This is a genomic window from Pseudomonas furukawaii (assembly GCF_002355475.1).
Classification (GTDB): domain Bacteria; phylum Pseudomonadota; class Gammaproteobacteria; order Pseudomonadales; family Pseudomonadaceae; genus Metapseudomonas; species Metapseudomonas furukawaii.
Map to the genome: position 1 here is coordinate 6,113,845 of NZ_AP014862.1, position 21,574 is coordinate 6,135,418.

The 21,574-nt window shown below is 66.9% G+C and carries 17 protein-coding genes; 7 read left to right on the top strand and 10 right to left on the bottom strand.

The features are described 5' to 3' along the window. The first annotated feature begins 8 nt into the window (after positions 1 to 8). On the top strand, positions 9 to 992 hold the full coding sequence (locus KF707C_RS28295; RefSeq protein WP_036994607.1) for an asparaginase: 984 nt from the start codon (positions 9 to 11) through the stop codon (positions 990 to 992). 117 nt (positions 993 to 1,109) lie between these two features. Here the strand turns inward: KF707C_RS28295 and KF707C_RS28300 are convergent, their stop codons facing one another. The 3 genes from KF707C_RS28300 to KF707C_RS28310 form a co-directional block, all read right to left on the bottom strand. Continuing rightward, entirely contained in the window at positions 1,110 to 1,550 is a 441-nt protein-coding gene (locus tag KF707C_RS28300; RefSeq protein ID WP_003457888.1) for a CBS domain-containing protein, read from the bottom strand. Between the two features lie 165 nt (positions 1,551 to 1,715). Next, entirely contained in the window at positions 1,716 to 3,524 is a 1,809-nt protein-coding gene (oadA, locus tag KF707C_RS28305; protein WP_003457890.1) for a sodium-extruding oxaloacetate decarboxylase subunit alpha, read from the bottom strand. Between the two features lie 16 nt (positions 3,525 to 3,540). Next, complete coding sequence (locus KF707C_RS28310; RefSeq protein WP_003457892.1) at positions 3,541 to 4,956, bottom strand: acetyl-CoA carboxylase biotin carboxylase subunit; 1,416 nt, start codon at positions 4,954 to 4,956, stop codon at positions 3,541 to 3,543. A gap of 187 nt (positions 4,957 to 5,143) precedes the next feature. Here KF707C_RS28310 and KF707C_RS28315 point away from each other — a divergent pair, with 187 nt between their 5' ends. Then, on the top strand, positions 5,144 to 6,106 hold the full coding sequence (locus KF707C_RS28315) for a LysR family transcriptional regulator (protein WP_003457894.1): 963 nt from the start codon (positions 5,144 to 5,146) through the stop codon (positions 6,104 to 6,106). Here the strand turns inward: KF707C_RS28315 and KF707C_RS28320 are convergent. Further along, entirely contained in the window at positions 6,057 to 6,263 is a 207-nt protein-coding gene (locus tag KF707C_RS28320; protein ID WP_003457899.1) for a PA3496 family putative envelope integrity protein, read from the bottom strand. The genes KF707C_RS28315 and KF707C_RS28320 overlap by 50 nt on opposite strands. A gap of 179 nt (positions 6,264 to 6,442) precedes the next feature. Between KF707C_RS28320 and KF707C_RS28325 the strand changes: the two genes are divergently transcribed. Next, complete coding sequence (locus KF707C_RS28325; protein WP_003457901.1) at positions 6,443 to 6,817, top strand: thioredoxin family protein; 375 nt, start codon at positions 6,443 to 6,445, stop codon at positions 6,815 to 6,817. 7 nt (positions 6,818 to 6,824) lie between these two features. On the opposite strand, the gene KF707C_RS28330 is transcribed toward KF707C_RS28325, so the two are convergent. Genes KF707C_RS28330 through KF707C_RS28345 form a run of 4 tightly spaced genes read right to left on the bottom strand, consistent with a single transcriptional unit; the run spans position 6,825 to position 10,320 of the window. Beyond that, positions 6,825 to 8,111 carry an NAD(P)/FAD-dependent oxidoreductase gene (locus tag KF707C_RS28330; RefSeq protein WP_036994609.1) on the bottom strand — a complete coding sequence of 429 codons (1,287 nt, stop codon included), beginning with the start codon at positions 8,109 to 8,111 and terminating at the stop codon, positions 6,825 to 6,827. Next, positions 8,108 to 8,851 carry an amino acid ABC transporter ATP-binding protein gene (locus KF707C_RS28335; protein WP_003457907.1) on the bottom strand — a complete coding sequence of 248 codons (744 nt, stop codon included), beginning with the start codon at positions 8,849 to 8,851 and terminating at the stop codon, positions 8,108 to 8,110. The genes KF707C_RS28330 and KF707C_RS28335 overlap by 4 nt, the downstream gene beginning before the upstream one ends. Beyond that, positions 8,848 to 9,504 (bottom strand): amino acid ABC transporter permease, encoded by a 657-nt coding sequence (locus KF707C_RS28340; RefSeq protein WP_003457909.1) that lies wholly within the window; start codon positions 9,502 to 9,504, stop codon positions 8,848 to 8,850. Before KF707C_RS28340 ends, KF707C_RS28335 begins: the two co-directional genes overlap by 4 nt. A gap of 57 nt (positions 9,505 to 9,561) precedes the next feature. Next, a complete protein-coding gene (locus tag KF707C_RS28345; protein ID WP_003457910.1) occupies positions 9,562 to 10,320 on the bottom strand; it encodes an ABC transporter substrate-binding protein in 759 nt (252 codons plus the stop codon). A 168-nt stretch (positions 10,321 to 10,488) separates the two neighbouring features. Here KF707C_RS28345 and KF707C_RS28350 point away from each other — a divergent pair, with 168 nt between their 5' ends. Continuing rightward, positions 10,489 to 11,265: an IclR family transcriptional regulator gene (locus KF707C_RS28350; protein ID WP_003457911.1), complete on the top strand. Its 777-nt coding sequence runs from the start codon at positions 10,489 to 10,491 to the stop codon at positions 11,263 to 11,265. A gap of 283 nt (positions 11,266 to 11,548) precedes the next feature. Here KF707C_RS28350 and hexR read toward each other — a convergent pair whose 3' ends face one another. Continuing rightward, the gene (gene hexR, locus KF707C_RS28355; protein ID WP_003457915.1) at positions 11,549 to 12,415 is read right to left on the bottom strand and encodes a transcriptional regulator HexR; all 867 of its coding nucleotides are present in this window, start codon (positions 12,413 to 12,415) and stop codon (positions 11,549 to 11,551) included. 197 nt (positions 12,416 to 12,612) lie between these two features. Here hexR and zwf point away from each other — a divergent pair, with 197 nt between their 5' ends. Together zwf and trhP are read left to right on the top strand one after the other, a co-directional pair. After that, complete coding sequence (gene zwf / locus KF707C_RS28360) at positions 12,613 to 14,037, top strand: glucose-6-phosphate dehydrogenase (protein WP_218192201.1); 1,425 nt, start codon at positions 12,613 to 12,615, stop codon at positions 14,035 to 14,037. 218 nt (positions 14,038 to 14,255) lie between these two features. Continuing rightward, positions 14,256 to 15,599 (top strand): prephenate-dependent tRNA uridine(34) hydroxylase TrhP, encoded by a 1,344-nt coding sequence (gene trhP, locus KF707C_RS28365; protein WP_003457919.1) that lies wholly within the window; start codon positions 14,256 to 14,258, stop codon positions 15,597 to 15,599. Positions 15,600 to 15,729: 130 nt separating this feature from the next. On the opposite strand, the gene KF707C_RS28370 is transcribed toward trhP, so the two are convergent. Beyond that, the gene (locus KF707C_RS28370; RefSeq protein ID WP_100244232.1) at positions 15,730 to 18,600 is read right to left on the bottom strand and encodes an EAL domain-containing protein; all 2,871 of its coding nucleotides are present in this window, start codon (positions 18,598 to 18,600) and stop codon (positions 15,730 to 15,732) included. A gap of 216 nt (positions 18,601 to 18,816) precedes the next feature. On the opposite strand from KF707C_RS28370, the gene uvrD reads away from it, so the two are divergent. Beyond that, positions 18,817 to 20,997 (top strand): DNA helicase II, encoded by a 2,181-nt coding sequence (gene uvrD, locus KF707C_RS28375; RefSeq protein ID WP_003457923.1) that lies wholly within the window; start codon positions 18,817 to 18,819, stop codon positions 20,995 to 20,997. Positions 20,998 to 21,574 lie beyond the last annotated feature (577 nt).

Sequence of the window (21,574 nt, forward strand, 5' to 3'; positions counted from 1 at the left end):
CCCACAGGATGAAGGCTGTGAAGAATCTCTTCGTGCTCTATACCGGCGGCACCATCGGCATGCTGCAGACCGCCGAAGGCCTGGCGCCGGCGGGCGGTTTCGAGGCACGCATGCGCGAGCAGCTGGACGCCCGGGGCGTCGCCCTCGACTGGCGTTTCGAGGAACTGCTGCCGCTGATCGACAGCGCCAACATGCGCCAGGTCAACTGGCTGGCCATGCGCGACGCCATAGTCACGGCGGTGGAGGCCGGCTGCGACGGCGTGCTGCTGCTGCACGGCACCGACACCCTGGCCTACAGCGCCGCCGCCCTGGGCTTCCTGCTGCTGGGCCTGCCGGTGCCGGTGGTATTGACCGGGGCCATGCTGCCCGCCGGCAGCGAAGGCGGCGATGCCTGGCCGAACCTGCTGGGCGCCGTCGAGGCCCTGCGCCAGGGCGTGGCGCCCGGGGTTCATCTCTACTTCAACGGCCAGCTGCTGCATGGCGCCCGCGCCAGCAAGCTGCGCTCGGAGGCCTTCGACGCCTTCGCCGAACTGCCCCGCCCCCGGGAAGCGAAACGAGCCGGCAACCTTCCGGCCGGGCTGGACTACCGCACACCGCGCCAGCCGGTGAACCTGGCGGTGCTGCCGCTGTTTCCCGGCATCGAGGCCGGCCATGTGCGCGGCCTGCTCGGCAGCGGCGTGAAGGGGCTGATCCTGGAATGCTACGGCAGCGGCACCGGCCCCGCCGATGACCTGGCGCTGCTGGAGGCCCTGCGTGAAGCCCACGGGCGCGGCGTGGTGCTGGTCGCCACCAGCCAGTGCCCGGCCGGCCATGTCCAGGCGGGCGTGTACGCCGCCGGCAGCCAGCTCATGGCCACCGGCCTGGTACCCGCCGGCGGCATGACCCGCGAGGCGGCCCTGGGCAAGCTCTTCGCCCTGCTGGGCGCGGGCCTCGCCCAGGAAGAGGTGGAGCACTGGTTCGCCCTGGACCTGTGCGGGGAAATGGCCGACTGAGTCGACCATGGCCTTACGGACAGCCCCCTCTCCCTTCGGGAGAGGACTGGGGAGAGGGATGCCGGCTGCGGCCCGGTGCCCCACTTCTTGCCCCCCAGGCCCCGGTGCGCGCGGCGATCAGGCCGATTCGCCGCGGATGTACTGCTCCAGGTGCTTGATCAGTTCGTCCTGTTCGGCCATGGCTTCCTTCACCAGGTCGCCGATGGACAGCAGGCCGATCAGCTGGCCGTCCTCGACCACCGGCAGGTGGCGCATGTGGCGGTCGGTCATCAGGGACATGCATTCACGGATGCTCTGGCCCGCGTTGACGGTGAACACCGGCTCGGTCATGAACTCGCGCACCGGGGTGGCCACCGAGGAGCGGCCCTGGAGCACGCCGCGACGGGCGTAGTCGCGCTCGCTGACGATGCCCACCAGGCGCCCCCCTTCGGTCACCGGCAATGCGCCGATGTTCTGTTCGGCCAGCAGCCGCAGGGCGTCCAGCATGGGCACGTCGGCTTCGATGGTGTGGACCTGCTGGCGGGGTTTGGCGCGCAGCATCTGGGCAACGGTTTTCATGGGGTTCCTCCCTGGGTTCACGGTGGCCGGAGGCGCAGGATGCGCAACCGGGCCTTGCAGACGCCACAAGACGATTTGCATGGCGCCCATTGAGAAATTCACTGGCGTCCCACGGATAAAAAAGGGGAGCCTCGCGGCTCCCCACGGGGACTTGCTAGAAAAGCATCAGGCGACGATTTCGACCAGCACCTCGTCCGGGTTCACCCGGTCGCCCTTGGCGACGTGGATGGCCTTGACGGTGCCTGCGATGGGAGCCTGGACCTCGGTTTCCATCTTCATGGCTTCGGTGATCAGCACGGCCTGGCCGGCCTTGACCACATCGCCTTCCTTCACCAGCACATCGACGATGTTGCCCGGCATGGTGGTGCTGACATCGCCCGGGGCGCTGGCGCTCTTGCGCTTGTTGCTGGCACCGCCGATGAACGCGTTCAGCGGCTCGAACACCACTTCTTCCGGCATGCCGTCGATGGACAGGTAGAAGTGGCGCTTGCCGTCGCTCTTCACGCCCACGCCGGTGATGTCGACGCGGTAGCTCTCGCCGTGCACGTCCACCACGAACTCGGTGGGCACGCCTTCGCCACCGACCGGAGCCGGGCCCTGGCCGTTGGGGATGGGCAGCAGCTCCTCGGGCTTGAGGGTGCCGGCGGCGCGCTCTTCGAGGAACTTGCGGCCGATGTCCGGGAACATGGCGAAGGTCAGTACGTCCTCCTCGCACTTGGCCAGGCTGCCGATCTCGGCGCGCAGCTTGTCCAGCTCGGGCTTGAGCAGGTCGGCCGGGCGCACGTCGATCACTTCCTCGTTGCCGATGGCCTGGCGGCGCAGTTCTTCGTTGATGGTGCCGGCGGCACGGCCGTAGCGGCCCTGCAGGTAGAGCTTCACCTCGTTGGTGATGGTCTTGTAGCGCTCGCCGGCCAGGACGTTGAAGAAGGCCTGGGTGCCGACGATCTGCGAGGTGGGGGTGACCAGGGGCGGGTAGCCCAGGTCGGCACGCACGCGCGGGATCTCTTCCAGCACTTCGGCCATGCGGTTCAGGGCGCCCTGTTCCTTCAGCTGGTTGGCCAGGTTGGAGATCATGCCGCCCGGCACCTGGTTGACCTGCACGCGGGTGTCGACGCCGGTGAATTCGCTCTCGAACTGGTGGTACTTCTTGCGCACGGCGTGGAAGTACATGCCGATCTCCTGGATCAGCTCCAGGTCCAGGCCGGTGTCATAGGGGGTGTTGCGCAGGGCCGCGACCATGGACTCGGTGCCCGGGTGGCTGGTGCCCCAGGCCATGCTGGAGATGGCGGTGTCGATGCGGTCGGCGCCATTTTCCACGGCCTTCAGCTGGCACATGCTGGCCACGCCGGCGGTGTCGTGGGAGTGCACCACCACTTCCAGGGGCAGGGCCTCCTTCAGGGCCTTGACCAGGTCGCCGGTGGCGAAGGGGGTCAGCAGGCCGGCCATGTCCTTGATGGCGATGGAGTCCACGCCCATGGCGGCCATCTGCTTGGCCTGCTCGACGAAGGCGTCGATGGTGTGCACCGGGCTGGTGGTGTAGCAGATGGTGCCCTGGGCATGCTTGCCGGCAGCCTTCACCGCCTCGATGGAGACGCGCAGGTTACGCACGTCGTTCATGGCGTCGAAGATGCGGAACACGTCGATGCCGTTGACCGCGGCCTTGGCCACGAAGGCGCGGACCACGTCGTCGCTGTAGTGGCGGTAGCCCAGCAGGTTCTGGCCGCGCAGCAGCATCTGCAGGCGGGTGTTGGGCAGGGCGGCCTTGAGTTTGCGCAGGCGCTCCCAGGGGTCTTCCTTGAGGAAGCGCACGCAGGCGTCGAAGGTGGCGCCGCCCCAGACTTCCAGGGACCAGTAGCCGACCTTGTCCAGCTTGTCGCAGATCGGGAGCATGTCCTCGGTGCGCATGCGGGTGGCCAGCAGGGACTGGTGGGCGTCGCGCAGGATGGTATCGGTGATGCTGATTTTCTTGCTCATGTTCTGAATCCTTCCCCTACAGGCCGGCGTGGGCGGCGATGGCGGTGGCGATGGCGATGGCCAGGTGCGACGGGTTGCGTTTGATGGAGTACTGGGTCAGTTCCGGGTGGGCTTCGACGAAGCTGGTGTTGAACTGGCCGCTGCGGAACTCCTCGTTGCGCAGGATCTCCTGGTAGTAGGGAGCGGTGGTCCGCACGCCCTGCACGCGCATGTCGTCGAGGGCGCGCAGGCCACGGTCCAGGGCCTCTTCCCAGGTCAGCGCCCAGACGATGAGCTTCAGGCACATCGAGTCGTAGTAGGGCGGAATGGTGTAGCCGGTGTAGATCGCGGTGTCGGTACGCACGCCGGGGCCGCCGGGGGCGTAGTAGCGGGTGATCTTGCCGAAGGACGGGAGGAAGTTGTTCTTCGGGTCCTCGGCGTTGATGCGGAACTGCAGGGCGAAGCCGCGGTGGATGATGTCGTCCTGCTTGATCGACAGCTCCTGGCCCGAGGCGATGCGGATCTGCTCGCGGACGATGTCGATGCCGGTGATTTCCTCGGTGATGGTGTGCTCCACCTGCACCCGGGTGTTCATCTCCATGAAGTACACCTCGCCATCGGCGAGCAGGAACTCCACGGTGCCGGCGTTCTCGTAGCCCACGGCCTTGGCCGCGCGCACGGAGAGGTCGCCGATGTAGGCGCGCTGCTCGGGGGTGAGCTGCGGGCTGGGGGCGATCTCGATGAGTTTCTGGTTGCGGCGCTGGATCGAGCAGTCGCGCTCGAACAGGTGCACGGTGTTGCCGAAGGAGTCGGCCAGCACCTGGGCTTCGATGTGCTTCGGGTTGACGATGCACTTCTCGAGGAAGACTTCCGCCGAGCCGAAGGCCTTGGTGGCCTCGGAGATCACGCGCGGGTAGGCCTGCTCCAGCTCCTCGCGGCTGTTGCAGCGACGGATGCCCCGGCCGCCACCACCGGAGGTGGCCTTGAGCATCACCGGGTAGCCGATGCGTTCGCCTTCCCGCAGGGCTTCGTCGAGGTCGGCGACGTTGCCTTCGGTGCCCGGGGTGACCGGCACGCCGGCCTTGATCATGCTGCGGCGGGCCTCGGTCTTGTCGCCCATGCGGCGGATGACTTCGGCGGAAGGTCCGATGAACTTGATGCCGCGCTCGGCGCAGATTTCCGCCAGCTCGGCGTTCTCCGAGAGGAAGCCGTAGCCGGGGTGGAGGGCATCGCAGCCGGTTTCAACGGCGAGGTTCACCAGTTTGCGCGGGTTCAGGTACCCGGCCAGCGGGTCGTCACCGATGCTGTGGGCTTCGTCCGCACGCTTGACGTGCAGGGCGTGCCGATCGGCGTCGGAGTAGATGGCCACCGAGCGAATGCCCATCTCGGCGCAAGCGCGCACGATGCGGACGGCAATCTCGCCACGGTTGGCGATCAGGATTTTCTTGATCACGAGTTTTCCCTCGACCAAGTGGGCAGGCGATCGGCTGGGCCGGTCGTTGGGTGACCGCTGATCGTGAAGCGGTCGCGTACAAACCCTACGCGCTCGACGTGAATAACCCCAATCAATAATTATTGGGGTATCCATTAGGATCATCTTATAGTCAGCCACCCCGCCCACCCCACGAGGCCTCCCACCGATGCGCAAGACCCTGCTGCGCATGACCCTGCGCCAGCTCCAGGTATTCCGTGCCGTCTTCGAAAGCCGTTCCTACAGCCGCGCGGCAGAGGAAATGGCGCTGACCCAGCCGGCCGTCAGTCTGCAGATCCGCCAGCTGGAAGAGCTGGTGGGCCAGCCCCTGTTCGAGTACGTCGGCAAGAAGCTCTACGTGACCGACGCGGCGGAGGCGCTGATGCGCGCCAGCAGCGATATCTTCCAGCGCCTGGAAAGCCTGGACATGCAGCTGTCCGACCTCCAGGGCTCGCTGCAGGGCCAGCTCAACCTGGCGGTGGAATCCAGCGCCAAGTACTTCGTGCCGCACCTGTTCGCCGCCTTCCGCGACCAGCATCCGGACGTGAGCCTGCACCTGGTGGTGACCAACCGCGCCCAGGTGATCAAGCGCCTGTCGGACAACCGCGACGACCTGGTGATCATGTCCCTGGTGCCCCAGGACATGGCCCTGGAATTCCTGCCCTTCCTCAACAACCCCATCGTCGCGGTGGCGCCCCCCGGTCATCCGCTGTGCAACGCCGCGAAGCTGGTGCTGAAGGACCTGGAGCCCTACACGCTGCTGGTGCGCGAGGCCGGTTCCGGCACCCGCAAGGCCTGCGAGGAGTACTTCCAGCAGAAACGCGCGCACTTCGCCCAGACCATGGAAGTGGCCTCGCTGGATGCGCAGAAGGAATGCGTGGTGGCGGACCTGGGCATCGCCCTGATCCCCCGCCACGCGGTGAGCCTGGAGCTGGCCACCGGGCTCCTGAGGGAACTGCCGGTGGAGGAGCTGCCCCTCTACCGCAGCTGGTGCGCGGTGCACGCCAAGGGCAAGCGGCTATCGCCGGTGGCCCAGGCCTTTCTCGCCTTTATCCGCGAAGAACGCCAGCAGATCAGCGCACTTACCCACCGCTTTTCCGGCGCACTGCCTTTGACGACAAAAGGTAGTTAGCGGCGATCAGGTCGGGGTAGTCGGCGCATTCCATCAGCAGCCGGCGCTGCTCGACGCGGTCCTCGATGGCGCGGCGGAATTTCATCCGCCGCTGGTCCTCGAGCTTGCGCCGGGTCTTTCTGTCCAGATGGATGGGCTCTCGGTCGAAGCGCTGCATGGCATCTCTCCCTGGGTCGGGTCTGGTAGGCGCAGCATGGCGCCGCTCCATGACGCTTTGGCGAAGGCCCGGTGAACCTGTGGTGAACGGCGGGTTTCAGGCTATCGAGCCGGTAGCTGGACAGACCGGCCCCCGGCGACTTTGCTCAGCGATAGGCGCACAGGCAGCGGGAGGACGCCATGAGCAATGCCGCCGAATTCTTCGCACGCTTTCCCATCCAGCGGGTGCGCGCCAGCATCCTCGACGACGTGCTCGCCAGCGAGCGCCAGCGGTTGGTGCTGCTCTACCTCTGGCAGGACGACTGCCCCCTCTGCGACGTGGCCAAGCACGACCTGCTGCGCACCCAGGAACGCTGCCAGTGGCCCCAGGTGCGCTGGCTGCACGACGAAGTGGCGGAAGACCCGGCCCTGGCCCTGCGCTTCGGCCTGCACGGCGTGCCCACCTTCGTCGCGCTCTACCAGGGCCGGCCGCTCGGCCGCATCACCAGCTGGCCGGGCAGCGGCCCCTTCATCGAGGCCATCGAACGCTTGCTGGTGAGGCAGGGGCTGGCGTGAGGGCGGGTCAGCAGAGGGCGTCCAGCAGCCGATACCAGGCGATGCCCGCGCCCAGGTAGAGGCGCTGCAGGCCATGGAAGGGGATGGGCCGGATACCGGTCAGGGGAAACGGGAAGTCATCCGCCGTCCCCAGGAGCCGCCGCGCCAAGTGGCGGCCCAGCGCGGTCGCCAGAGCCACGCCGCGCCCGTTGTAGCCCAACAGCATGCTGAGACCTGGAGCCGGTTCGTGCAGGTGAGGCAGGAAATCCTGGGTCAGGGCCACGCGTCCGCTCCAGCGGTACTCGAAAGGCACCCCCGCCAGCTGCGGGAACAGGCTGGCCAGGGACTGCTCCAGATGCCCCCAATCGCCAGTGCGAGACGGCTCGGCGAAGGGGCCGCGTCCGCCGAGCAGCAACCGCCCATGGGCATCCTGCTTGAAGTAGAGCAGAAGCCTCCGGGCATCCGAGCAGACTTCCCCGCCCGGCAGTACCGATCGGCGCAGGGCGTCGGGCAACGGCCGGGTAGCGACGATGAAGCTATTGGCGGCGATCACCGTCTGCCGCAGGCCGGGCCAGAGATCGTCCGTGTAACCGTTGGTGGCCAGCACGACCCGCTCGGCGCGCACCCGGAAGCCCTGGGCCGTGGTCAGGCACCAGGCGTCGCGGTCCCGCTCCAGTGACGTCACCCGGCTGTGTCCGTGGATCGCCGCACCTTCGGCAAGGGCCGCGCGGGCCAGGCCACGCGCGTAACTCAGGGGCTGCAGGCTGCCGGCACGGGGATCGACCCAGGCGCCGAGGTAATGGGAACTGCCGATACGCCCGGCGACCTCCGCCCGGTCCAGCACCTCCACCGGCACGCCCTGCCGGCGCCACTGCCCGGCACGGCCTTCGATGATGCGCATCGCCGCCTGTGATGCGGCGGGCTGGATCCAACCCTTGCGGGTCGCATCGCAGTCGATGGCGTAACGCTCGATCAGCGCGAACACCTCGTCCGCCGCACCACCCGCCACCTCGATCAACCGCTCGGCGCGTTCGCCGCCAAACCGCTTGCGCAAGGTGTCGGGGTCGTACTTGAGCCCGGGAATGACCTGCCCACCATTGCGACCCGAGGCGCCCCAGCCGGGCTCACCGGCATCCAGCACGCAGACGCGCGTGCCGGCGGCGGCCAGGTGCAGGGCTGTGACCAGGCCGGTATAGCCCGCGCCTACCACGGCCACGTCAACCTGCATGTCCCCGGCAAGGGCCGGCGTCTCGGGTCCCGCCGTCGCCGTCGCGGCCCAGAGGGAGTTCGGCAGCACGGACTGCGGCGCACTCATGCCGGCACCTCGCCGTTGTTCAGCAGACGCCTGAGGAACTCCTGGGTGCGGACCTCGCGAGGCGCTCCAAGTACCTGCCGGGAAGCGCCCTCTTCGAGGATGCGCCCGCCGTAGAGGAAGCAGACCTTGTCGGCGACTTCCCGGGCGAAACCCATTTCGTGGGTCACCACCACCATGGTCATGCCTTCGTCCACGAGCTTGCGCATCACCGCCAGGACCTCGCCTACCAGTTCCGGATCGAGGGCCGAGGTGGGCTCGTCGAAGAGAATCGCCCTGGGGCGCATGGCCAACGCGCGGGCGATGGCCACCCGCTGTTGCTGGCCGCCGGAAAGCTCATCCGGGTAAGCGTCCATGCGGTGGGCCAGGCCCACTTTCTCCAGCAGCGCCCGGGCATGTTCACGAGCTTCCCGGGGGTTCTCCTTCTTCACGTAAACCGGCCCTTCCATCACGTTCTCCAGGGCGGTGCGATGGGGGAACAGGTTGAAGCGCTGGAACACCATGGCCACCTGGGTACGGATGTCGTGGATGCCCTTGCCATGGCGATCGACCCGTTGCGACGAAACCAGGATCTCCCCCTGTTCGTAGGATTCCAGTCCGTTGATGCAGCGCAGCAGGGTGGATTTGCCGGAGCCCGATGGGCCGATCAGGCACACCACCTCGCCACTGCGGACCTCGAGGTCGATGCCCTCCAGCACACTGACGCTGCCGAAGCGCTTGTGGACGCCCTTGATCTCGATCATGCCTTTCTCCTCGTTCCGATCCGCGCTTCCAGGCGGCGCAATGCAAAGGACAGCGGGAGGCTCAGCGCGAGGTAGAGCAACGCCACCAGGGTGTAGACGGTCATGTTCTCGAAGGTGGAGGAGGCGATCAGCTGTCCGGCCCGGGTCATCTCCGCCACCGTGATGGTGGACACCAGGGAGGAGTCCTTGAGCATCATCACCAGGGTGTTGCCATAGGGCGGCAGGGCGATGCGGAAGGCCTGGGGCAGCACCACCCGCCGCATCACCATGGCACCGCGCATGCCGAGGGATTCGGCCGCTTCGATCTGCCCCTGGTGGATGGCCTGGATGCCGGCGCGGAAGTTCTCCGCCTGGTACGCCGAGTAGGCGATGCCGAGGCCGATGACACCGGCCTGGAAGGCGGTGAGCTGGATGCCGAAGTCCGGCAGCACGAAGTAGATGTAGAACAGTTGCACGATGATCGGCAGGCCGCGGATGACATTGACCAGGCCGATGGCGAAGAGCGACACGGCGCGAACCTTGGACACCATCATCAGGGCCAGGATGAGGCCGATGACGGAGCTGAGCAGGAAGGACCCGGCCGTGACCTGCAGGGTGACCACCGCCCCTTTCAGCAGAATGGGGAGGAAGTCCAGGGCGTTCTGGAGAAACATGGCGCTACCCGAGGGAAGGTTCAGGAAGGCCCGCCCCGAGGGGCGGGCGGGGCATGCTCAATTGAGCTTCCACTTTTCGATGATGCCGGCGAGGGTGCCGTCGGCCTTGATGGCGGCGATGCCCCGGTTGACCCGCTCCAGGGTCTCCGGCTCGCCCTTGCGCACGATCAGGCAGACATCGCCCATGATCACCGGCTGGTAGCCCTGCACCAGGCGAACCTTGTCCTGGGTGCCCTGGGCCATCTGGTAGGCAAGGATCGGATGGTCGGCGAAGCCGGCCTTGATCCGTCCCAGGGCCAGGTCGCGCATCAGGTCGGCGATGGAGTCGTAGCCGCGCACTTCCTTGAACAGGCCGCGCTTGTTCAGTTCGTCGATGAACACCGTGCCCACCTGGGCGCCGACCACTTCGCCGGCCAGATCGTCCATGCGGGTGTAGGTACCGCTGTCGTCGGCGCGGACGATCAGGCCCTCGCCATAGCTGAACACCGGGTCGGAGTACTGCACCACCTTCTCCCGCGCCGGGGTGCGCAGCATGGCGGCGGAGATGAGGTCGATCTTCTTCGCGGTCAGCGAGGGGATCAGCGCGGCGAAGGTGGTCTGCTGGACCTCAACCTCGAAGCCACCAGCCTTGGCGACCGCCTGGGCGGCGTCGACCATCATCCCCTGAATGCTCTGGCTCTTGACGTCGAGGAAGGTGAAAGGCACGCCGGTGGCGGTGGCGCCGACCTTGAAGGTCTCGGCGACGGCGCCGGAGGACAGGCCGAGCCCGGCCACCAGGGCCAGGGCGCATCTGAGAAGGCGGAAGCGAGGGTGCATGGCGGTTCTCCCATTGGACGCTGATTGTTGTCGTTGTGCGTTATGGATGGCCTCGGCTGATTCGGCAGGAGGCGTTGAACCGACTATAAGCGATTTACAAAAATCGTAAATAGATTTATAAATATCGAATATCGATATTCAGAACATAAAAAACAAGAGAGTGCAGCCGTGAACGACAACGACAACGCCCTGTTCAACCAGTCACTGGAGAAAGGCCTGGCCGTGTTGCGGGCCTTCGACGCCCAACGGCGCACCATGAACCTGGCGGAAGTGGCCGAGGCGGCCGGCATCAACAAGAGCTCCGCGCAGCGCATGATCCATACCCTGGAAGCGCTCGGATACGTGCGCAAGCACCCGCAGACCAAGCGCTTCCAGCTCACTCCCCGGGTCATGGAGATCGGTTACAACTACCTCGCCGCCGACACCCTGGTGGACGTGGCCAACCCCTTCCTTGCCGAACTGGCGCAGATCACCGGGGAAACCACCAACCTCACCGAGCCCGATGGTGTGGAAATGGTCTACGTGGCGCGCTTCGTGGCGCCCAAATTCATCCCCATCCACATGCCCATCGGCAGCCGCATCCCGATGTACTGCACGGGCTCCGGCCGTGCCTACCTGAGCGCACTGGAGGACGGGGAGGTGCGTGAACTGCTGGCCGCCAGCGAATTGCAGCGGCACACCCAGCAGACCCTGGTGGACCCGGAGGCGATCCTCGCGCAGGTGTCGATGACCCGGGCCAAGGGCTACGCGATCAACAACGAGGAGCTGTTTCTGGGCGACATGACCATCGCCGCGCCGATCCTCGGCAGCCAAGGCCGCCCGGTGGCGTCGGTGCACGTGGTGGCTCCCACCAGCCGCTGGACCCAGGCGGAGGCGGAGCGCCGCCTAGCGCCGGCGGTGATCGAGTGCGCGCGGGCGATCCGGACGTCGATCCGGACGCTCTAGCAGCCTGTTGATATTCACCGCCATGACTGCGGCCGCATCCAGGACCCGCTGAGCGACCAAAGCCTGCACTTTGACGACCTGACGCCGATGCTCGAAGGACTGAGAGGGCTCGAGACTCGCCGGCACTCAGAAATCGAGCTTGGCGACAGTGAACAGGGACTCCTGAGCGATATCGGCTCCACGCATGGAAATCGAGGTCTCCGGCGGATTGGCGCCGATACCGTAGACCTCACACCTCAACGCCAGGCCGGGCGTGGACGAATTTCAACAGGCTGCTAGCGGCTCAGTCCTCGGCGTTCTTGATGGACTTGGGCGACAGCCGCAGGCTCCGCAGGCTGCGCTTCACGCTCTTGAGGTGGTTGACCAGGGTCGGGCCACGGGCCATGGCGACGCCCATGGCCAGCACGTCGATCACCACCAGGTGGGCGATGCGGGAGGTGAGCGGGGTGTAGATCTCGGTGTCTTCCTGCACGTCGATGGCCAGGTTCACCGTGGCCAGGTCCGCCAGGGGGGTCTGGCTCGGGCACAGGGTGATCAGGGTGGCGCCGGCCTCACGCACCAGGTTGGCGGTGATCAGCAGGTCCTTCGAACGGCCCGACTGGGAGATGCAGATGGCCACGTCCGAGGGCTTGAGGGTCACCGCCGACATGGCCTGCATGTGCGGGTCGGAATAGGCGGCGGCGGTCAGCAGCAGACGGAAGAACTTGTGCTGGGCGTCGGCAGCCACCGCACCGGAGGCGCCGAAGCCGTAGAACTCCACCCGCTGGGCATGGGCGCAGGCGTTGATGGCGCGCTGCAGGGCCTCGGGGTCGAGCTTCTCGCGCACTTCCATCAGGGTGTGCAGGGTGGTGTCGAAGATCTTCAGGCTGAAATCCGCCACCGAGTCGTCCTCGTGGATGGCGAACTGGCCGAAGCTGGCGCCGGCGGCCAGGCTCTGGGCCAGTTTCAGCTTGAGATCCTGGAAGCCGCCGCAGCCGATGGCCCGGCAGAAGCGGACGATGGTGGGTTCGCTGACCCCGACGCCCTGGGCCAGGTCGGCCATGGAGCTGTGCATGACCGCAGCGGGATCGAGCAGGACGTGGTCGGCGACTTTCAGTTCCGACTTGCGCAGCAGATGCCGCGACTGGGCGATATGTTGCAGCAGATTCACAGGGCAGGCTCTGTCTGGAATGGGCATTGGGCCAGTTTCTTCGGTCATGCGACGGGCCGCGACTCGGTTATGATCGGAGAAACCTGGCTGTAGCGAGCTTGTAGTTATACTACATAAGTCGCTTTTCCGCCCAGTTGAACCACCCATTTACCCAAATCCAAGGTAGGGAGAGCGCATCCTTGACCAGCTCCTGCGACATGTTCGTCTTCGGCGGTACCGGCGATCTCGCGCTGCACAAGCTGCTTCCGGCCCTCTACCACCTCCATCGCGAAGGACGCCTGCATCCGCGGATGCGCATCCTCGCCCTGGCGCGCAATACCCTCGACCGCGAGGGCTACCTCGCCCTGGCGGAGCGTCGCTGCCGCGCCCAGGTGGCCCGTACGGACTTCACCATCGAGACCTGGCGGACCTTCGCCGAGCGCCTGGACTACTTCGCCATGGACGTTTCCCAGAGCGCCGACTTCGGCCGCCTGGCGCGCCACATCGGACCCGCCCCGGACTGTGGCCGGGTCTACTACCTGGCCACCGCGCCGGACCTGTTCGAGGACATCGCCGCGCACCTGGCCATCGCCGGCCTGGCCACGCCGCAGTCACGCATCGTGCTGGAGAAGCCCATCGGCCACTCGCTGGACTCGGCCCGGGCGATCAACGCCGCCATCGGCCGGGTATTCGACGAGTCCCAGGTGTTCCGCATCGACCACTACCTGGGCAAGGAGACGGTGCAGAACCTGATGGCGCTGCGCTTCGCCAACGGCCTGTTCGAACCCATCTGGCGCGCCGGGCACATCGACCACGTGCAGATCAGCGTGTGCGAGACCCTGGGGGTGGAAAACCGCGGCGCCTACTACGACCGCTCCGGGGCCATGCGCGACATGGTGCAGAACCACCTGTTGCAACTGCTCTGCCTGGTGGCCATGGAGGCGCCGGTACGCTTCGACGCCGAGGCGGTGCGCAACGAGAAGGTGAAGATACTCGAGGCCCTCAAGCCCATCTCCGGACAGGACGTGCGGGACAAGACGGTGCGCGGCCAGTACAGCGCCGGCAAGATCGGCGGCCATGACGTGCCGGCCTACTACTTCGAGAAGAACGTCGACAACGACAGCGATACCGAAACCTTCGTCGCCGTGCAGGCGGAGATCGACAACTGGCGCTGGGCCGGGGTGCCCTTCTACCTGCGCACCGGCAAGCGCCTGGCGCGCAAATACTCGGAAATCGTCATCCAGTTCAAGCCGGTGCCCCACCGCCTGTTCGCCGACGGCGAGGCCAACCGGCTGCTGATCCGCCTGCAGCCGGAGGAGCGCATCAGCCTGCAATTGATGGCCAAGAGCCCGGGCAAGGGCATGAACCTGGAGCCGGTGGAACTGGACCTGAACCTGGCCACCGCCTTCAGCCAGCAACGCCGCTGGGATGCCTACGAGCGCCTGCTGCTGGACGTGATCGAGGGCGATTCGACGCTGTTCATGCGCCGCGACGAGGTGGAGGCCGCCTGGCGCTGGGTGGACCCGATCCTGGAAGGCTGGCACGAGTACTACCTGAGCCCGCGTCCCTACCCCGCCGGCTCCACCGGACCGGAACAGGCCCACGCCCTGCTGGAACTGCACGGCCGGGCCTGGCACGACTGAGCGCCACGAGAAAGCCGGCCCGCCGCGTGGGGTGGACGTCGCTGTTCACGTCCACCGACGAAGCCCCCGTCCCGCTCCGATGGTGGACCGGTGAAGCCTGGTCCACCCTGCGAGCCCCCCAGGAATGCCTGCGCCCCGCGCCGTCATTGCTCCAGCGCAATATCCGGGCCGGACGACGTGCCTAGAATCCCCGGCTTTTCGCGTCACGAGCACTGTCCATGTCCCGCGTCCCCGCCCCCGAACTGCTCTCCCCCGCCGGCACCCTCAAGGCCATGCGCCACGCCTTCGCCTATGGCGCCGACGCCGTCTACGCCGGCCAGCCGCGCTACAGCCTGCGGGTACGCAACAACGAGTTCGACCACGCCCGCCTCGCCCAGGGCATCGCCGAGGCCCAGGCCGCCGGCAAGCGTTTCTACGTGGTGGTGAACATCGCGCCGCATAACGCCAAGTTGCGCACCTTCCTCAAGGACCTGGAGCCGGTGGTGGCCATGGGACCGGACGCACTGATCATGTCCGATCCCGGCCTGATCATGCTGGTTCGCCAGCATTTCCCCCATATTCCGGTGCATCTGTCGGTGCAGGCCAATGCCGTCAACTGGGCCAGCGTGAAGTTCTGGCAGCAGCAGGGCCTGAGCCGGGTGATCCTGTCCCGGGAGCTGTCGCTGGACGAGATCGAGGAGATTCGCCGGGAAGTGCCGGAGATGGAACTGGAGGTCTTCGTCCACGGCGCCCTGTGCATGGCCTACTCCGGCCGCTGCCTGCTGTCGGGCTACCTGAACCACCGCGACCCCAACCAGGGCACCTGCACCAACGCCTGCCGCTGGCAGTACGGCGCCACGCCGGCCGCCGAGGACGAACTGGGCCAGCTGATGCCCGCCCTGGGCTGCGGCAGCCCGAGCGAGCGACTGTTCCTGCTGGAGGAGGCCAACCGCCCCGGCGAGGCAATGTCCGCCTGGGAAGACGAGCACGGCACCTACATCATGAACTCCAAGGACCTGCGGGCCATCCACCACGTCGAGCGCCTGGCCCGCGCGGGCGTGCATTCGCTGAAGATCGAGGGCCGCACCAAGTCCCACTTCTACGTGGCGCGGACCGCCCAGGCCTACCGCCGGGCCATCGACGACGCCGTCGCCGGCCGACCCTTCGACCGGGCGCTGATGGATGACCTGGAGTCCCTCGCCAACCGGGGCTACACCGAGGGTTTCCTGCGCCGCCACGTGCATGACGAGTACCAGAACTACGAGCATGGCTACTCCCTGGCCGAGCGCCACCAGTTCGTCGGGGAGTTCACCGGGGTGGTGCGCCACGGCTTGGCGGAAGTGCGGGTGAAGAATCACTTCGCCGTGGGCGATCGCCTGCAGCTGATGACGCCCGGGGGCAACCTGGATTTCCGCCTGGAGGCCCTGGAAAACCGCTTCGGCGAGCGCCATGCGGTGGCGCCGGGGGATGGCCACCTCCTCTACCTGCCGCTACCGGCGGACGCCGACCTGGAAAACGCCCTGCTGCTGCGCTGGTTCAGCACCGGCCAGAACAGCCGCCAACCTCGGGCACAGGCCCTGTAGCCCCTGTGCAAAAGGCCATTCGCGAGCAGCGCTCGCGCCTGCGGGACGGCGAGGCGCGAGCCTGATCGGTAGCCCGGATGCAATCCGGGACCGGAGCTACGGGCTTCACCCTTGTCCAGGCCAGTCCATTTCAGCGCCAGAGCGCCGTGGCCTGCTCCTGGAGCAGCCGGACGAAACAGGGCACCTCCACCGGCGGGCTGATGAGGTAGCCCTGGATCTCGTCGCAACGCTGGCTGCGCAGGAAGTTCAGCTGCTCCTGGTTCTCCACGCCCTCGGCCACCACCTTCAGCTCCAGGCTGTGGGCCATGGCGATGATGGCGCGGGTGATGGCGGCATCCTCGCTGCCGGCGGAGAGGTCGCGGATGAAGGTCTGGTCGATCTTCACGTAGTCCACCGGGAAGCGCTTCAGGTAGCTCAGGGACGAGTAGCCGGTGCCGAAGTCGTCGATGGCCAGCTTCACGCCGATCTGGCGCAACTGGTGGAAGGTGGCGATGACGTTCTCGACATTCTCCAGCAGGTGGCTTTCGGTCAGTTCAAGCTCCAGCAGGCGCGCCGGCAGACCGGTTTCCTCCAGCACCTGGCGCACCAGGCAGACCAGCTTGCCCTGGCGCAGCTGGTGCATCGACAGGTTCACCGAGACACGGATATCCGCCAGGCCCTGGCGCTGCCAGTCACGGGCCTGGAGGCAGGCCTGGCGCAGCACGAACTCGCCGATGGGGGCGATCAGGCCGGTCTCTTCCGCCAGGCCGATGAAATCCCCCGGCGGCACCAGGCCCAGCTGCGGATGGCGCCAGCGCACCAGGGCCTCGGCGGCGTTCAGGCTGTTGTCGGCCAGGCACAGCTTGGGCTGGTAGAAGACCTCCAGCTGGCCCTCTTCGATGCCCTTGCGCAGCTGGGTTTCCATCTGCAGGCGCTCCAGGGTGCAGGCCTGGAGGTTGTCGGTGAAGAACTGGAAGCTGTTGCCGCCCAGGTGCTTGGCGTGCTGCATGGCCATGTTGGCCTGACTGAGCAGGGCCGAGATGTCCCGGGCGTTATCCGGCAGCAGGCTGATGCCGAGGGAGCCGCTGATCACCAGTTCGTGACCGCCGACGTCCATGGGCATGCGCAGCTTGCCCAGCAGCCGGCTGGCCTGGCGCGCGAGGCTGGCGACGTTGCCGTAGGCATCGAGGATCACCGCGAACTCGTCACCGGAGAGCCGGGCGATGGTGTCGGCTTCCGGCATCGCCTGGGTCAGTCTCCGGCTCACCTGGCGCAGCAGCTGGTCCGCCACTTCGTGGCCCAGGCTGTCGTTGAGCACCTTGAAACGGTCCAGGTCGATGTGCAGCAGGGCCAGCGAGCGGCCGCCGTGGCGCGCCCGCTCGCAGGCCTCGTGGAGGCGATCCTTGAACAGGGTACGGTTGGCCAGGCCCGTGAGCTCGTCGTAGTGGGACAGGTAGCGCAGGCGTTCCTCGGCCTCGCGACGGGCTGACAGGTCGGCGAAGAAGCCGACGATGTGGCTGACGTTGCCCCGGGAATCCCGCACCACATTGAGTTGCAGCCACTGGGGATAGAGCTCGCCGTTCTTGCGAATGTCGGTCAGCTCGCCCTGCCAGCTGCCGCTGAGCTCCAGTTCGGCGCGGATCATATGCAGGCGGCGACGGGTCTCGCGGCTGCCGATCAGGGTGGACAGGTTACGGTCCAGCACTTCGTCCTGGCGATAGCCGGTGACCTGGCTGAACGCGGCGTTGGCCTGGATGATCCGGTAATCCGGGTCGAGGATGACGATGCCCTCGCTGGCGGCCTCGAACACGGTGGCGGACAGGCGCTGCTCCTCTTCCCGCAGCTTGCGCGCGGTGATGTCGCTGCGGGTGCCGATCATCCGCAGCACCTTGCCTTCGGCGTTGCGTTCCACCACCCGGCCACGGTCCTCGACCCAGACCCAGTGGCCGTCCTTGTGGCGCACCCGGTAGTCGATGGCGTAACCGTCGGTGCGGCCCTTGAGGTGCTCCACCAGGGCCCGGCGCAGCAGGGGCAGGTCGTCCGGGTGCAGGCGTGGCTTGAGGTCGCTGAGGACGCGGGTCACCTCCTCTTCCTCGATGCCGAAGATGGCCTTGAGCTGGGAGTGGTGGACTTCGTCGGTCTCCAGGTTCCAGTCCCACAGGCCCAGCTCGCTGGCCTCCAGGGCCAGGGCCAGGCGTGCCTCGCTCTTGGCCAGGGCGTGGGTGGCGTCGGCCAGCTCCAGGGTGCGCTGGGCCACCCGCATCTCCAGCTCGTCATGGGCCCGGCGCAGTTCGCGCTCGGCGCGGCGACGCTGCTCCACCTCGCGCTCCAGCTCCTCGTTGAGGCCCTCGGCGCGGCTCTTGGCCTGCTCCAGGTGACTGATCAGGGCCTGGTTCTGGAAGCGCTGCAGCAGGCTGCGCCGGACCAGCCGGTTGACCTGCCAGGCCACCACCATGAGCGAGATGGAGAGGATCACGCCGAGCACGCCCCAGCCCCGCAACTGCGGGGTATCACCCAGCAGCAGCCAGGTGATGGAAGGCAGCAGGCAGGGCAAGGCGAAGGTGAGGAAGGCCGACAGGCTGACGGCGTAGGCGACACTGGCGGAGAGGATGGCGGCAGCGATCAGGCCATAGACCAGCGCCTGCTGGAGGAAAGCATCCGGCGGCACCAGCAGCACGACCGCGAAGGCCAGGGTGAGGCCGGAGGCGGCGGCGCCGAGGAGAAAGGCGCGGCGCCAGCGCGGGCAGGCCTGCCGGGCCGGCTCGGCGCGCTTGAAGGCGGCCACCTGGGTCAGCCGCAGCACGGCCAGCAGCACCAGCCAGATCAGCCAGCCGCCCAGCAGCAGCTTGTTGCCCGTGCCCCAGAGCAGGTAGGCGCAGGCCGGGCCATTGAGCAGCATGAACAGGGTCGGGACCTGGGATCCCTGGTACAGCAGGCGCGTGCGCTCGGCCGCAATGTCGGTCGCGAACTGCTGGTGGATCTCGCGGCTGTCGGCCAGGGACAGCGTTCGGCCGGCGGGCATCGGGGTAACGGTCATAGGCGCTTTTCTTGTAGTGGTCTGCCTAGGCGAGCCGGGAGCTTACCCGAGCGGACGGCGGCTGCAATAGCTTTATGTGCGAGGTTCCGGACGAGCGCCCCCCTACTTTGGAAGCGCCTCTGGCGCGGGGCCCGGCGACCGTCCGACCGACTGCCCGATCGTCGGTTTGCCCTGCTCAGGCGGCGCCCCTAGAATGCCGCGATGCATGACGATCTCTCCCTTCTCCTGAACTCCCTGAACGATGCCCAGCGCCAGGCCGTGGCCGCGCCGCTGGGCCGTCAACTGGTCCTCGCCGGCGCCGGCTCGGGCAAAACCCGCGTACTGGTGCACCGTATCGCCTGGCTGATCCAGGTGGAGCAGGCCTCGCCCCACTCGATCCTCTCGGTGACCTTCACCAACAAGGCCGCCGCCGAGATGCGCCAGCGCATCGAGCAACTGCTGGGCATCAACCCGGCGGGCATGTGGGTCGGCACCTTCCACGGCCTGGCCCACCGCCTGCTTCGCGCCCACTGGCAGGAAGCGGGGCTGGCCGAGAATTTCCAGATCCTCGACAGCGACGACCAGCAGCGGCTGGTCAAGCGGGTGATCCGCGACCTCGGCCTCGACGAGCAGCGCTGGCCGGCGCGCCAGGCCCAGTGGTTCATCAACGGGCAGAAGGACGAGGGCATCCGCCCGCAACACATCCAGGCCGGCGGCGACCTCTTCCTCGGCACCATGCTGAAGATCTACGAGGCCTACGAAGCGGCCTGTGCGCGCACCGGGGTGATCGACTTCTCCGAACTGCTGCTGCGCGCCCTGGACCTCTGGCGCGACCGCCCGAGCCTGCTGGAGCACTACCAGCGGCGTTTCCGCCATGTGCTGGTGGACGAGTTCCAGGACACCAACGCCGTGCAGTACGCCTGGCTGCGCCTGCTGGCGCGGGGCGGCGAGAGCCTGATGGTGGTGGGTGACGACGACCAGTCCATCTATGGCTGGCGCGGAGCGCGGATCGAGAACATCCAGCAGTTCTCCAGCGACTTCGCCAATGCCGAGACCATCCGCCTGGAGCAGAACTACCGCTCCACCGCCAGCATCCTCAAGGCCGCCAACGCCCTGATCGCCAATAACCAGGGTCGCCTCGGCAAGGAGCTCTGGACCGACGGCGACGACGGCGAGCCCATCGGCCTCTATGCCGCCTACAACGAGCACGATGAAGCCCGCTACGTGGTGGAAAGCATCGAGAGCGCGCTGAAGGACGGCATGACCCGCAGCGAGATCGCCATCCTCTACCGTTCCAACGCCCAGTCACGGGTGCTGGAAGAGGCGCTCCTGCGGGAGAAGATTCCCTACCGCATCTATGGCGGCCAGCGCTTCTTCGAGCGCGCCGAGATCAAGAACGCCATGGCCTACCTGCGCCTGCTGGAGGGCCGCGGCAACGACGCCGCCCTGGAGCGGGTGATCAATGTGCCGCCCCGGGGCATCGGCGAGAAGACCGTCGAGAGCATCCGCGAGTTCGCCCGTGTCCATCAGGTTTCCATGTGGGAAGCCATGGCCCTGATGATCGCCAACAAGGCCCTGGCTGGCCGCGCCTCCAGCGCCCTGGCGGCCTTCATGGAGCTGATCGAGAACCTCGCCGCCAAGGTGCTGGACATGCCCCTGCACCTGATGACCCAGACCGTCGTCGAGCAAAGCGGCCTGGTGGCCTACCACAAGGACGAGAAGGGCGAGAAAGGCCAGGCCCGGGTGGAAAACCTGGAAGAACTGGTCAGCGCCGCACGCGCCTTCGAGAACGAGGAGCCCGAGGACGACCTCACGCCCCTGCAGGCCTTCCTCAGCCACGCCTCCCTGGAGGCCGGCGAAACCCAGGCCGATGTCTTCGAGGACAGCGTGCAGCTGATGACCCTGCACAGCGCCAAGGGCCTGGAGTTCCCCCTGGTATTCCTGGTGGGCATGGAAGAAGGCCTGTTCCCCCACAAGATGAGCATGGAGGAGCCCGGACGCCTGGAGGAAGAGCGCCGGCTGGCCTACGTGGGCGTGACCCGCGCCATGCAGCGCCTGGTGCTGACCTACGCGGAAACCCGTCGCCTCTATGGCAGCGAGACCTACAACAAGGTCTCGCGCTTCGTTCGCGAAGTGCCGCCGCAACTGATCCGCGAAGTCAGGCTGAACAACAGCATCAGCCGCCCCATGGGCGCCGGTAGCCGCCACGGCTCCATCTTCGACGGCGCCGGCGTGCCGGAAACTCCCTTCAGCCTCGGCCAGCGGGTGCAGCATGCGCTGTTCGGCGAAGGCACCATCCTCAACTTCGAAGGCGCCGGCGCCCAGGCCCGGGTGCAGGTGAAGTTCGAGAGCGAAGGCAGCAAGTGGCTGATGCTGGCCTACGCCAAGCTGCAGCCGCTCTGAACGGGTTTCCGCGCGCGCGATCCGGCTCGCAGGCCTGACGTGATCCGGGCGGGCGGTCCTGCGGGCGCGCAAATTTCCCAAGGAAATAAGCCTGCGCCCGGTGCTCACCAAACCGCCTAATCCGGGCGACCAGTTGCCTCGCTGTGATATTGCCCAGCGACCATACTTCGCGCTGAGCGAGCAGGGCCTGCGCTCCCGGTCTTCCCTGGCAGTAATGCTCCCCATGAAACAACCCGTCAGCCGGTGCTGGCGGGAACGATCTGGTGTGCCTGTCGTACAGCCATCAGCCCATGGGGACGGGCGATCCGAGGGCGCAGTCGCTTCATCCTTGCCGGGCCTGATGTACCGGGTAAGGCACCGGCTTCTCGATGTAGATGCAGTGCAGTAGCAGCGCTTGCGCTGTGGAAGCCATTTCCGCAGTTGCATGAACGAGCAGAAGACGTTCCGTGATCATCCACGCCGGTTCGATGCAGGCATTTGACATCGGAGTGACTCGACGAAGCTTGATTTCGGCTGTCGCGTTCAGGGTATCGGTGAATCGGCTCCCATCCGACGGACAGAGCGGCAAGGTCAGGCA

Bases quoted from the DNA above. Each gene is read 5' to 3' on its own strand.
- KF707C_RS28330 (WP_036994609.1), bottom strand. From the start codon at position 8,111: ATGAGTGCGCCGCAGTCCGTGCTGCCGAACTCCCTCTGGGCCGCGACG.
- KF707C_RS28320 (WP_003457899.1), bottom strand. From the start codon at position 6,263: ATGCAGCGCTTCGACCGAGAGCCCATCCATCTGGACAGAAAGACCCGG.
- KF707C_RS28345 (WP_003457910.1), bottom strand. From the start codon at position 10,320: ATGCACCCTCGCTTCCGCCTTCTCAGATGCGCCCTGGCCCTGGTGGCC.
- KF707C_RS28325 (WP_003457901.1), top strand. From the start codon at position 6,443: ATGAGCAATGCCGCCGAATTCTTCGCACGCTTTCCCATCCAGCGGGTG.
- KF707C_RS28295 (WP_036994607.1), top strand. From the start codon at position 9: ATGAAGGCTGTGAAGAATCTCTTCGTGCTCTATACCGGCGGCACCATC.
- KF707C_RS28335 (WP_003457907.1), bottom strand. From the start codon at position 8,851: ATGATCGAGATCAAGGGCGTCCACAAGCGCTTCGGCAGCGTCAGTGTG.
- KF707C_RS28340 (WP_003457909.1), bottom strand. From the start codon at position 9,504: ATGTTTCTCCAGAACGCCCTGGACTTCCTCCCCATTCTGCTGAAAGGG.
- KF707C_RS28370 (WP_100244232.1), bottom strand. From the start codon at position 18,600: ATGCCCGCCGGCCGAACGCTGTCCCTGGCCGACAGCCGCGAGATCCAC.
- KF707C_RS28315 (WP_003457894.1), top strand. From the start codon at position 5,144: ATGCGCAAGACCCTGCTGCGCATGACCCTGCGCCAGCTCCAGGTATTC.
- uvrD (WP_003457923.1), top strand. From the start codon at position 18,817: ATGCATGACGATCTCTCCCTTCTCCTGAACTCCCTGAACGATGCCCAG.
- trhP (WP_003457919.1), top strand. From the start codon at position 14,256: ATGTCCCGCGTCCCCGCCCCCGAACTGCTCTCCCCCGCCGGCACCCTC.
- oadA (WP_003457890.1), bottom strand. From the start codon at position 3,524: ATGAGCAAGAAAATCAGCATCACCGATACCATCCTGCGCGACGCCCAC.
- KF707C_RS28300 (WP_003457888.1), bottom strand. From the start codon at position 1,550: ATGAAAACCGTTGCCCAGATGCTGCGCGCCAAACCCCGCCAGCAGGTC.
- zwf (WP_218192201.1), top strand. From the start codon at position 12,613: ATGTTCGTCTTCGGCGGTACCGGCGATCTCGCGCTGCACAAGCTGCTT.